This window comes from Vreelandella azerica, assembly GCF_013112225.1.
GTDB classification, from domain to species: Bacteria; Pseudomonadota; Gammaproteobacteria; order Pseudomonadales; family Halomonadaceae; genus Vreelandella; species Vreelandella azerica.
The window spans coordinates 300,188-312,457 of sequence record NZ_JABFHI010000003.1 but is presented as its reverse complement, the minus strand read 5'-3'; the positions used below and the strand labels follow the sequence as shown (position 1 = coordinate 312,457).

The following is a 12,270-nucleotide window of genomic DNA, read 5'->3' as shown; positions in this document are numbered from 1 at the left end:
TTACATAAGCGGGACGCTATGGTCTAAGCTAAAAAAGATAACGGCTCAAAACAGGAAAAACGCGTGAAGAATACCGTCAGTGGAATAGGGATATCCCTGTTGTTTGTCTTGTCTGCCGTGCCTCTTCAGGCCTCTGCGTTAACTCTGGAACAGGCCTGGCAGCAGGTGCGCACCCTCAACGACGAGGTCGCGGCGGGGCAAGCGGCTCAGGAGCGGGCAGCCGCCTTGCTATCAACCCGCGACAACTTGCTGATGCCACAGCTTGATCTGATTGGCTCCTACACCTATCTGGACAGTGAGATTGAGCTTGACGCTCTGGCGCTCAACCCGCTGAGCAGCGTATCCAACACCCTGCCCGGGCAAGCCCTGGTTGGCCTGGCTGGCGGCCCTGACGCCTTCACCACACCGGTCACCGAGCGACATATTGCACGCAGTTCGCTGGCCATGTTCTGGCCGGTTTATACCGGCGGTAAGATTACCGCCGCCAGGGATTTACTGAGCCTGGAAGAACGCAAAGCCGACCTGCTGCTTGAAGAGATTTATCGTGAACGCTTTATCGAGCTGGTCAGCGTGTATTACGGCCTGGTGATGGCCCAGCGGGCACTGGCCACCCAGCAGCAGGCGGAAGAAACCCTTGGCCAGCACTTCCGCTCCGCCCGTTCGCTGGAAAACCAGTACCAGATTGCCCGGGTTGAACGCCTGGCCGCCGAAGCCGCTTACGACCGTTCACGCATCACCACCCGTGCCGTGCAGGAACAGCGGGATAGCGCTCAACAGGCGCTTGGCTCATTGGTTCATTACCAGGGTACATCGTCACCCTCACCTGCATCGCTGCTGTTCACTCTGGAATCACTGCCGCCCATTGAGCACTTTCAGGCAGGGCTTGCCGACCATCCCGTTCTGCGCCTGCTGGCTACCACCCAGGCACAGGCCGAAAGCGTGGTAGACGCTCGGCGCAGTGAGTACCAACCGGATGTATTTGTCTACGGTAGCGTTAACCTGTACGAAAACGACTCATTGGCCAGCGACCTGACCCCCGACTGGTTGGTCGGTGTGGGAGTTCGCATGCCGTTACTTGACCGCAGTGGCCGCAGCGGCAAGCTTCAGGCAGCGGTCAGCACAGTTTCCGAGTTGGGCTACCGCCAACGCGGCGCAGCGCGCAAGCTCGGGCTGCTGCTGGATCAGCAGTACCGCGAGGCCCATCAGGCATTGGCGGAGTATCAGGATCTGGCCAGCACCGTCAATCTGGCGAAAGAAAGCCTGCGCCTGCAGCAACTGGCATTTTCAGAAGGCCTGGGGCGCGCGCTCGATGTAATTGATGCCCAGACCTTTCTCTCGACCACCCATACCCGTCGCGATGCCGCCGCGTTCCGGTTTGTCCTCTCCTTTGCCCGCCTTTTGAACCTTTCCGGCCAGCAGGATGCGTTTTTCACCTATCTCAATGAAGGAGATCAGATTCCGTGACCCAACGTTCAGTAACCCCGCGCAGACTGCTTATTCTGGCTGTACTGGCGATTGTCGCTGTCACGGTAGCCGTGGTGTTCTGGCGCACTTATAGTTCTCCACCTTTGCGCCTGCAGGGGCAGGTGGAAGCTCACCAGTATATGGTTGGCTCCAAGGTACCGGGGCGGCTGGCCGAGATAGAGGTGCGCCGTGGCGACCGCGTTCAGGTTGGCGATGTGGTGTTTCGGATTGATAGCCCGGAGCTTGAAGCCAAGCTGACCCAGGTGGATGCCCTGGACACCATCAGCCGCTCGATTGCCCAGGCGGTGGAAGGCGGCACCCGTGAAGAAAAGATCGCTGCTGCCCGCAGTGAGTTCGAAAAAGCCAGGAGCGCCGAAGCCATGGCGCGCACCACCTATGAGCGCCTACGGGTACTGGTAGAAGAAGGCGTAGTGGCTCGCCAGCGTCTGGATGAAAGCTTCACCCTGCTGCGTGTGGCCGAGCAGACCCGCATCACCGCCGGTGAAATTCTGCGTCTGGCCGAAGCCGGCCCCCGTGAAGAAGCGCGAACCGCCACTCAGGCAGGCACAGAGATCACCACCAGTCTGCGCGATGAAATCAATGAGCTGCTGGAAGACACTAAAGGCTATGCCCATCACGCCGGGGTCGTCAGCAATGTGCTGCTGAACAGCGGCGAACTGGTGCCCCAGGGCTTTCCCGTGGTGATGATTACAGACCTGGAAGAAGCCTGGGGGCTGTTCCATGTGCGCGAAGACTTGTTACAGCGCTTTCAGGAGGGCGCTGAATTTGCCCTGTATATTCCCGCCCTTGACCGGCAGGCCCGCTTTGAAGTTCGCCATATCGCCGCTCTGGGAGATTACGCCACCTGGCGGGCCACCGTGCCGGGGCGTGGGTTTGATATGCGCACCTTTGAGGTGGAAATGCACCCGCTCGAGCCTGTGGACGGCTTGCGCGCAGGCATGAGCCTGCTGTTAGAGCTGCCGGAAGCTGACGGATGAAGCCCATCCGACTTGATGGCTGGCAGGCGTTACGCTGCCAACCCTGGTTACTGGCGCTGGCGGTGTGGTTACCGCCGCTGCTGACGCTGATGTTTATCGCCCTGTTTGCCTCCGGCACCCCTAAATCGCTGCCGGTGGGCGTGGTGGATCTTGACCACAGCACGGAATCACGCGCCTATCTTCGCCACCTGGACGCCAGCCCCGCATTGGCGCTGTATCACCCTTACCCTTCTGCTTACGAGGGCTCAGCGGCGTTGCAGCGCGGTGATATTCTGGCGCTGGTGATTGTGCCGCCGGAATTTGGCCGCGAGCTGCGTCTTTCGATCAGCCCGGAAAGCGTGGCTTTCTACAACAGCCAGTACCTGCTGGCAGGCAAGTTTATTGCCTCAGCGTTGACTCAGGCCAATTTCAGCTTTTCGGCTAAGGCAGGCGTGGCATTGCGCTTAGGGCGCGGCTACTCGCTGCCGGATGCCATCGCTGCAGCGGCGCCGGTGCGCCCGCAGATCACCGCGCTTTACAATGCCGGCATGAGCTATGCGCTGTTTCTGGTGACCTCTATCATGCCCGCGCTCTGGCAGATCCTGATTGTGGTGGCCACTGTACTGACGCTGTCCTGGCGCCTGGAGCAGGCCAGCTTGCCAGCCGGTTTTGCCGCGCGCAGCCGAGCCCTCTGGCAGTTGATGGCACCCCTTTCACTGATCCTCTGGCTCCAGGGGTTGATCATGCTGGGAATGTTTTCAGTCTTTCTCGGTTGGCGGCCGGAAGGCAATATTCTCTGGCTGGTGGCCGGTATGGCGCTAATGGTAATGGCGGTGCAAAGCATGGCCACGCTGATTCTCTCCCTGGTGGCCAACAAGGTGCGGGCGCTGAGTCTGTGTGCCGCCTACCTCGCCCCGGCCTTTGCCTTTATGGGCATGACCTTCCCGCGTGGCGACATGAACATGCTGGCCCGCTGGTGGGGCAATCTGATGCCGTCAACCCACTATATGGAGTTGCAGGTAGCAGTCGCGGATCACGGCGCTTCCCTGCAGACTCTGGCGCTGCCATTAGCCGCTTTGCTGGTGTTTCTGGTTCCGCTGGCGCTGGCTATTCCTGCCCTACCCCAACAGATGGCGATAGACCCTGCTGAAGAGGTGCCGTCATGAAACGGGCGCCTACTCCACCACAAGCTCTCTGGCAGGCCTTTCAGGCAGAACTGGCCAATATCTTCACCGACCGCGCCGTGCTGCTGGTGATTGTCGGTGGTCTATTATTCTATGCGGTGCTTTACCCGCTGCCGTATCAGAAGAGCGTACCCGGCGAGCAGGCCATCGCCGTCATCGACCACGACCGTACCCATTTGGCGCGCAAACTGATACGTATGGCAGATGCCACGCCCCAGATCCGGGTGGCGGCACGGCCAGACAGCATGCTGGAAGCTGAAGCCCTGCTGGCCAATAATGCGGTACACGGCCTGCTGGTGATTCCCAGCAACTTCGAGCGTGATGTGTATCGCGGCCGCCCGACCAGCCTGTCCTTTGCCGGAGATGCCAGCTATTTCCTGATTTACGGTAACGTGGTCGAGGGCCTGTTGACGGCGGCGACCACGCTCAGCGTTGAAACCCAGATAGTCGCCAGCCTGATGAAGGGCGAAAGTGCGGCGCAGATTCCCGGCCAGGTCATGCCCGTGCGACTGATCAGCAAACCGGCCTTTAATCCGACCTCCGGCTATGTCAACTATATTGTTCCGGCGGTATTTGTATTGATTCTGCACCAGACGTTACTGATTGCGGCGGGCAGCGTGACCATCAAGGATCGCGCCCGGCGCTTTCTTGGCAGGCCAGCAGCGCCGTTACATCTGGCGCTGCCCCTCAGGGTGATGACCTTTGTGCTGATCTACCTGCTGTTTGCCATGCTTTACTTTGGTTTCTTCTTCCAGCTGTACGGCATACCCCATCAGGCATCGCCCTGGGCGCTGTTGCTGTTCAGCCTGCTATTCTTTACCACCACCTGCCTGTTTGCTCTCTGGCTGGGCGCCCTGTTACCCCGGCCAGAGCTGGTGACCGTCATTGTGCTGGTAACCTCACTGCCCATCGTATTTACCGCCGGCTTTGCCTGGCCAGCTGAAAACCTGCCGGCCTGGCTTGACTACCTGACCCTGCTGATACCGGCCAAGCCCGGCATCCAGGGGTTTCTGGCACTTAATCAGCTGGGCGCTCCACTGGCCAGCCTGGGGCGCGAAGTCGCCATACTTGTAGGGCTATGCCTACTTTATGGCGGCGGCCTGATCTATCTAATGCGTACCCAGGCCAGACGACGTGCTCGTAACGCTGCTTATGACCATCCCGCACCATCATCGGCGTGGGGTGCGGCTGTTGATGAATGAAGCCTAACCAGTATCGGGTTCAGCCCAGCTCCATTAGTGTTATTACCGTTCAGACCTTGGGCGCGTCAAAGTTCCAGGGTTCATCGGTGTAGACACACACATTGGCATCTTCAATATCACCGTCTTCGGCTTCCACATGGCGGGCAAAAAGTCCTGAATCTCGCTGCGCTGGCAGTGCGCTTCAAATTCTTCTCGGCTGGCCCAGATTTCGTGAAAGACAATCGGGTAGCTGCTGCCCTGGGCAAAGGGGTTATCAATCTGGCGGGTCACAGTGTACTGCAGGCAGGCATCTTCACGTCGGGTGTTAGGTTCCAGTGCCTGCAGCGCCTTGAATACGGCTTCTTCCTTGCCGGGCTTGGGTTTGAAACTGGCAATACAATAGATCTTTTTTGACATTTTAGCGCTCTTTATAGATATCAATAAGAAGTGGCAGCTTACTCGCCCGCTGCGGTTTCGGCTACACCACTAGGGCCTATGCCAGTAAACGTTCCGTTAGCGCCTGCAAGTCCATGACTGTCATATCCGGCTCAATCCCCCAGGGGTCGAACGGCGCATCCGCATGGCGACGTACCCAGGCGCTGCGTAATCCGGCATGGGTCGCCCCGATGACGTCAAAGGCGTTGCTGGAAATCAGCCAGGTATTTTCAGGGCGGGATTCCAACCGGGTGCGCAGGTGGGTGTAAACCGCTGGGTCGGGTTTAAAGCGTTTTACTTCGTCGACGCTGATAATGTCATCCATGAATTCACCCAGGCCGCTACTTTCAAGCAGCTGACTGACGGCCTCCCGGGTGCCGTTGGAAAAAGCCACACAGCGCACACCGGCCGCTTTCAGGCTTTGCAGGGCAGGCGCGGCGTCGGGAAAGGCGGGCAGCTCGGCATACACGGCCATCAGGTGGTAGTAATCATTATCTGTCAGCCCTGTCTGTAATGCTCGGTCGGTAAAAATCAGCGCTTCGCGGGTACATTGTCCAAAAGGCAGGTAATGCCCCATCAGGGTATGACGAAAGCTGTACTCCAGCTGTTTATCGCCAGCGGCGGGCAAATTCGACGGCTTTACCAGGCTCACCCAGGCGCTTTTCAAGCTCGGCGGTCACACCCTGGGTGTCAATCAGGGTGCCGTACACATCAAAGGCAATAACGGGGTGCATACTTTTCACTCCTGTTGTTATGAGCTGTCACGTTACCTGAGTTAATAGATATAACACCATCCCCCGCTGCACAATCTCCAGCGACCCAAAAAACAACGCCGCTGCCTGGTATGCCAGGTAGCGGCGTTGAGGAAAACAAGACTGAAAACGTGTGGCTTATACCGCCAGCACTTCTTCCTTCTCGCCTTTGCTCAGATCACCGGAACGTACCAGTTCGTCGGCGACGTTATCCACGGCACGCTTGGCGCGGCTGATCATTTCATCCACTTCGGCGCGGTTGATGGTCAGCGGCGGAGCAAAGCCGAGAATGTCACCCTGCGGCATGGCGCGCGCAATCAGGTTTTCTTCCAGTGCTGCTGCCGATACCCGTGGGCCGACTTTCAGAGCCGGGTCAAAGTGCAGGCGCTGCTTGGCATCGGGTGAGAACTCCAATGCGGCCATCAGGCCAACGCCGCGCACATCACCAATCAAGGGGTGACCCTCAAAAGTCGCCTTGAGCTGCTGCTGGAAGTAGGCGCCGGTATCCGCGGCGTTGCCCACCAGGTTCTCGCGCTCAATGATATCCAGATTGGCCAAGCCAGCGGCGCAGCCCAGGGCGTGGCCGGAATAGGTCCAACCGTGGCCGAACGGGCCGAATTCGCCGGTGCCCTGCTCCAGCACTTTCCAGACTTTATCGCCAACAATCACCCCGGACAGCGGCTGATAAGCGCTGGTCAGGCCTTTGGCGATAGTGATCAGATCCGGCTGCATGTTGTAGTGGTGGCTACCGAACTCGGAGCCGGTACGGCCAAAGCCGCAGACCACTTCATCGGCAATCAGCAGAATATCGTACTTGGCCAACACTGCCTGAATACCTTCCCAGTAGCCTTCCGGCGGCGGCACGATACCACCGGTGCCGAGCACTGGCTCGCCGATAAAGGCAGCAACGGTATCCGGGCCTTCTTCAAGAATCATGGCTTCGAGCTTTTCCGCGCAGAACGAGGAGAACTCACGCTCGGTCATACCGTGCTGCTCCGCCGCACGGTGATAGTAATAAGGCGCTTCCGTGTGACGAATGGTGTCAATCGGCAGGTCAAACTTGTCATGGAACGCCTTCAAGCCAGTCAGCGAGCCGGAGGCAATACCGGAACCGTGGTAGCCACGCATCCGCGAGATGACCTTCTTCTTCTGCGGACGGCCCAGTACGTTGTTGTAGTAACGTACGATCTTGAGCTGGGTTTCGTTGGCATCAGAACCGGACATACCGTAATAGACCTTGGACATATTCATGCCAGCGGCCTTGATGATGCGCTCGGAAAGCTCGATCTGCGGCTCGTTGGAGTGGCCTACATAGGTGTGGTAGTAGGAAATTTCCAGCGCCTGCTTGTAAATCGCTTCCGCGACTTCGGTGCGGCCATAGCCAATGTTGACGCAGTAAAGGCCAGCAAAGCCATCGATGAACTCACGGCCATCCTTGTCGACGATATTGATGCCTTTACCCCCGGTGATAACACGGCCCGGCGCATCGCCGTGGGCGAAATCACGCAGGTGGGTAGAAGAGTGGAAGGTCACCTTGCGGTCACGTTCAATCAAATCCTGATGCAAGCTCATAGCGTACTCTCTGTTTCGATGATGTCTCCTCTTCCATGACGGGTCTATGAGGAGAATGTTTATAGATTAAGGCACCACCTTAGTCAGGCGGTGCCTGTCAGACGTTAAGCGTCTGGAATCAACTTCCTGACACTGACCCCAAGGCGCCCAGGCAGTAGTATTTGGTTTCCAGATATTCATCTATACCGGTTGCCCCGCCTTCACGACCAAGGCCAGACTGCTTGACGCCACCGAAAGGCACGGGTGGGCCTGTCATCTTGACCGAATTGACGCTGACCATGCCGTATTCAAGTGCGCGCATCAGCTTCCAAATGCGGCGGATATCATGGGTATAGACGTAGGCAGCCAGGCCATATTCGGTATCGTTGGCCAGTTCGATGACTTCATCATCATCGCTGTAGGCGGTGATACCGGCAACAGGGGCGAAGTTTTCTTCCCGCCATACCTGCATGTCCGGGGTTACCTGAGTCAGCATGACCGGCATAAAGAAGTTCTCACCCGGCGCCTGGCTTTGGTCACCCGCTACCAAAGTCGCCCCGCGGGCAATGGCATCATCGACGATTGCGCTGGCTTTTTCCACTGCCTGGCGATGAATCAGCGGGCCAAGATCAACTTCACTCTCCATACCGTTGCCCACCGTCAGAGCGGCCATGCGCTCGGCAAACTGCTCGACGAATTCATCGTGGATGGATTCGTGAACCAGAATACGGTTGGCCGCAAGGCAATCCTGGCCTGAAGTCTGGAACTTGGCATCCACGGCAGCGTAGGCGGCTTCTTTCGGGTCCATATCCGGGCCAACAATAAAGGGCGCATTGCCACCCAGTTCCAGCGACAGGCGCTTGACGGTGCCAGCGCTCTGCTCCATCAACAGGCGACCTACCCGAGTGGAACCGGTAAAGGACAGCGCCTTGATGCGCGGCTCGGCGCACAGGATCTTGGAGACTTCAGCCGGCTCGCCCAGCACCACATTGAAGATGCCTTTGGGGATACCCGCGCGCTCGGCCAGCTCTGCCAGTGCCAGGGCAGAAAACGGAGTCTCGTTGGCGGGCTTGACGATTACTGGGCAGCCTGCGGCCAGGGCAGCGGCTGCTTTGCGGGTAATCATCGCCAGCGGGAAGTTCCAGGGCGTAATCAGCGCGGCAATGCCCACAGGCTCCTTGATAGTGCCCAGGGACGCATTGGGAATATGGCTGGGAATGGTTTCGCCATAGGTGCGCTTGCCTTCTTCAGCAAACCAGCGCACAAAGCTGGCGCCGTACTCGACCTCACCCCGGGCGTCCGGCATCGGCTTGCCCTGCTCCAGGGTCATGATGGTAGCCAGATCTTCACGGTTGGCTTGAAGCAGGTCATACCAGGCTAACAGGCGCTCGCAGCGCTCATCGGCACGCATCGCACGCCAGTGAACGAAGGCGGACTCGGCGGCATCAACGGCAGCAGTGATCTGGCTGGCATCCAGCAAAGGGATATGGCCCAGAACTTCCCCGTCGCTGGGTTGGTCACCGCTTCTTCCCGATGGCCATGAGTCCACTTACCGTCGATATAGGCATACTGACGGAACAGGCGCGGGTCTTCCAGGCGCTCGGCCAGTGTAATAGCGTGGATTGCAGTCAGTGCTGACATGAAAAACCTCCCTGAGCGGCCACGCCGTGGCATTAACCACGGCGCTGCATCATTGATTCACGATGTAAAAAGCTCAACGGCCGAATGGCCGTTGGCGATTTTATGTGCTCAGAGTACGCCATAAGTCGCACGAAGTGCTTTTGAAAGCGCCTGTTAAAGATGGCGTTTTTGTGGCAGGCGGCTTTACATGGTGTTTTTTTGGTGCCTGTAGCCCCTCATCCGCTGTTATCAGCCTGCTGCTGGGTTGATCAGCGCTTCTTCAGTAAATACCACCAGGCCCAGTTCAGGCCTGTAGCCATGGATTTCCGTCACATCCAGTGCCTGCAGGAAGTGAATAATTTCTTCACTGATGACCTGGCCCGGCACCAGTACCGGGAAGCCGGGCGGATAGGGAATCACGAAACTCGCTGATACCACATCGCGCCCGTCACGCATCTGGGCCTGAAGCTTGCCGTTGTCAAAGCGCAGGTACTCGGTATTTTCCTCATCGTAGCTAAGGAAATAGGCGCAGCGGATATCCCCCTGTGAGGTTTCGGTGCTGGGCCGGAAGGCATCGTGGAAGCGGCTGAAGTCCGGTAGCGGCGGCAGATCATGGTTCAGGGAGTGCACCTGATTTTCGATGATCGTGCGCTCGGGTCGGCTGCTGTCTTCCAGCTGGTAGTCGAACTCCTTGGCCAGCTTCAACAGTACGTCGAGCAGGTAGGCAATCGAGCCGCGCGTGGTGCCGATATTGGTCATGAACAGCACGGTATTGCGTGAGGTCTTGTTGATCTGAATACCGTACTTGTTCATCAGGTATTCATTCTTGAAAGTATCGCCATCCACCCCGGTGTTGCCGATGGCGATAGTGATACGGGTGGGATCGACCACAAACTCATCCCGCGCCCAGGCTTCTTCCATCTTGTTCCAGCCGGTGACGGGGTCATAGAAGGACTCCACCTCGGATTCCCGGTAGGCGGCAGGCACCATGTCGCTGTTCTTGAGCACACGGAAGTATTTCTGCAGCAGCGGATGGGTGTAAAGCTGCTCGCGCAGGGACAGCGCGGTTTCCACCTGGGAATGCACCAGCTCAAAGCCCTCCATCTCCGCCTGCATACGCCCGACATCCAGCGAGGCCACAATCTGATAGTTGGGCGACGTTGAGGTGTGGGTCATATAGGCTTCGTGGAAAGCGGACTCCACTTTCTGGCGGTAATCCTGATCCCAGATATGGATCATCGACCCCTGGCGCAAGGAGGTCAGCGTCTTATGAGTCGAATGGGTCGCATAGGTGCGGATACGCACTTTATCCGGGTCCGGCATCAGACGCTGATCCAGCCAGGTTGCCTCATCTTCAGGGTCAAGCTGATCAAACTCGGCCTTCCAGGCGGCGTATTCCTCGCGGTACTCTTCGCTGCGGTAACGGTTACGCAAGGTTCGGGCGGCATTCATCGCCGTACGCGGGCGGTAAGTCGGGTTAAAGCCGGCAAAGGCAAACCAGGCTTCATCCCACAGAAAGATCAGATCCGGCTTGATGGCCAGGCACTCTTCCATCACCCGGCGCACGTTATAGACAATGCCATCAAAGGTGCAGTTGGTCAGCAACAGCATCTTGACCTTATGCAGCTGGCCGGAACGCTTGTAAGCCAGCAGGGTTTTCTTGATCTCGCGCAGCGGCACGGCCCCGTACATGGAGTAGTCGTTAAGCGGATAGGAATCCAGATAACTGACGTGGGCACCGGCCAGCACCATGCCGTAGTGGTGGGATTTGTGGCAGTCCCGGTCAACCAGCACAATGTCGCGGGGTTTGATCAACGCCTGCACGACGATCTTGTTGGCCGTCGAGGTGCCGTTGGTGACAAAGAAACTGCTTCGCGCACCAAAGGCCCGGGCGGCATATTCCTGGGCTTTCTTGATCGGCCCATACGGCTGCAGTAAAGAATCCAGCCCGCCGGACGTCGCTGAGGTTTCGGCCAGAAAAATATTGATACCGTAAAAATCGATCATATGCCCCGCCCAGTGGGAACGGGTGACCGACTTGCCTCGGGAAATAGGCATGGCGTGAAAAACGCCAGTGGGCTTTTTACTGTATTCACGCAGGGCATCAAAAAACGGCGTGCGATAGCGGTTATCAATGGCGCGCAGGATCGTATGATGCTGCTCGATATAATCGGTTTCGCGATAGAAGATCCGATTGAAGTGTTTGATATCACGGCTTGCCGTGGCTTCCACATCGCCGCTGGTGACCAGGAACTGATCAATTTCCGGGCGCAGCTCGTGAATCATCGAACTGAGCAGGATGTTGCGCTCGGCTTCGCTATGGTTGGCCAACTCATTCTCTGACAGGCCTTCCAGGTAGTTGCGCAGCGCGCTGAGGTTGTACTTGGATTTATAGGGAAACTCGTAGCGGATCAGGCACGCCTGGATATTGGGGTTCACCAGAATCGCAATCAGGGCATCTTCAAAGCTTTTGACCGTTACTACGTCGTAAACAAAGCGGTCTTCGGGGCGGCGCATGTTATGAAAGGCTTCGCGCACCACCTCTTCTTCCTGATTGGACAGGTTATCCACCACCAGAAGCTCAAAGTACGGCTGGGCCGAACTGTTGGAGGCAGGATGCCCACGGCGCAGCTGATTGAGGGCATCGCGATTTTCCATATCCTCGGCGCCTGCATCCGTCTCGGAGAGATCAACGTTGCGCCGACGGTAGGACTCGCTGATCAGGGCCCGCACCAGGCGCCTGACCACCTTGTCCAGCATGGTGTATTCACCGCGCTGGAAGAGTGTCCACAGGTGACGAAAATCTTCCTTGGAGGGGAAGGCGTGGTAGTCCTCAATGATTTCCAGGCGCGTCAGCTTGATCTCAATCGACTTGACCAGATTCTTGACCCGGTTTTCCTCTTCCAGCCGAATCAGAATCCCCAGATCACGCTTGAGGGCATTCCAGGTATCGGCACGCAGCTGGGAAATCTTGTGATAAAAACCCAAAGCGGTATAGGGAGTTTCAGTAGTATTGTTTTCTGGCATAACGACACCCATCCATTGTCGGTATTTATCGGAAAGAAACACGGGTTGCGGCTACGCTGCCTTTCACTCAGCTATCCGA

At 57.7% G+C, this 12,270-nt stretch carries 6 protein-coding genes and 3 pseudogenes; 4 read left to right on the top strand and 5 right to left on the bottom strand.

All coding sequences use genetic code 11. The features are described from left to right. Positions 1 to 63: 63 nt before the first annotated feature. The 4 genes from HLB35_RS09315 to HLB35_RS09300 are packed head-to-tail and all read left to right on the top strand — an operon-like array spanning position 64 to position 4,827. Complete coding sequence (locus HLB35_RS09315) at positions 64 to 1,464, top strand: TolC family protein (RefSeq protein ID WP_171702367.1); 1,401 nt, start codon at positions 64 to 66, stop codon at positions 1,462 to 1,464. Further along, the gene (locus HLB35_RS09310) at positions 1,461 to 2,462 is read left to right on the top strand and encodes an HlyD family secretion protein (RefSeq protein WP_171702366.1); all 1,002 of its coding nucleotides are present in this window, start codon (positions 1,461 to 1,463) and stop codon (positions 2,460 to 2,462) included. Before HLB35_RS09315 ends, HLB35_RS09310 begins: the two co-directional genes overlap by 4 nt. Continuing rightward, the gene (locus tag HLB35_RS09305; protein WP_171702365.1) at positions 2,459 to 3,607 is read left to right on the top strand and encodes an ABC transporter permease; all 1,149 of its coding nucleotides are present in this window, start codon (positions 2,459 to 2,461) and stop codon (positions 3,605 to 3,607) included. Before HLB35_RS09310 ends, HLB35_RS09305 begins: the two co-directional genes overlap by 4 nt. Continuing rightward, positions 3,604 to 4,827, top strand: a complete 1,224-nt coding sequence (locus HLB35_RS09300; protein WP_171702364.1) for an ABC transporter permease — start codon at positions 3,604 to 3,606, stop codon at positions 4,825 to 4,827. The genes HLB35_RS09305 and HLB35_RS09300 overlap by 4 nt, the downstream gene beginning before the upstream one ends. Positions 4,828 to 4,876: 49 nt before the next feature. On the opposite strand, the pseudogene HLB35_RS09295 reads toward HLB35_RS09300, so the two are convergent. The 5 genes and pseudogenes from HLB35_RS09295 to HLB35_RS09275 form a co-directional block, all read right to left on the bottom strand. Further along, a pseudogene (locus tag HLB35_RS09295) lies at positions 4,877 to 5,223 on the bottom strand (putative quinol monooxygenase). A gap of 76 nt (positions 5,224 to 5,299) precedes the next feature. Beyond that, positions 5,300 to 5,975 (bottom strand): annotated as a pseudogene (locus HLB35_RS09290) (haloacid dehalogenase type II). 156 nt (positions 5,976 to 6,131) lie between these two features. Next, a complete protein-coding gene (locus HLB35_RS09285; RefSeq protein ID WP_171702363.1) occupies positions 6,132 to 7,565 on the bottom strand; it encodes an aspartate aminotransferase family protein in 1,434 nt (477 codons plus the stop codon). Between the two features lie 118 nt (positions 7,566 to 7,683). Continuing rightward, positions 7,684 to 9,185 (bottom strand): annotated as a pseudogene (locus HLB35_RS09280) (NAD-dependent succinate-semialdehyde dehydrogenase). A gap of 228 nt (positions 9,186 to 9,413) precedes the next feature. Continuing rightward, the gene (locus tag HLB35_RS09275) at positions 9,414 to 12,191 is read right to left on the bottom strand and encodes an aminotransferase class I/II-fold pyridoxal phosphate-dependent enzyme (RefSeq protein WP_171702362.1); all 2,778 of its coding nucleotides are present in this window, start codon (positions 12,189 to 12,191) and stop codon (positions 9,414 to 9,416) included. Positions 12,192 to 12,270: the final 79 nt, after the last annotated feature.

Bases quoted from the DNA above. Each gene is read 5' to 3' on its own strand.
- HLB35_RS09275 (WP_171702362.1), bottom strand. From the start codon at position 12,191: ATGCCAGAAAACAATACTACTGAAACTCCCTATACCGCTTTGGGTTTT.
- HLB35_RS09300 (WP_171702364.1), top strand. From the start codon at position 3,604: ATGAAACGGGCGCCTACTCCACCACAAGCTCTCTGGCAGGCCTTTCAG.
- HLB35_RS09305 (WP_171702365.1), top strand. From the start codon at position 2,459: ATGAAGCCCATCCGACTTGATGGCTGGCAGGCGTTACGCTGCCAACCC.
- HLB35_RS09285 (WP_171702363.1), bottom strand. From the start codon at position 7,565: ATGAGCTTGCATCAGGATTTGATTGAACGTGACCGCAAGGTGACCTTC.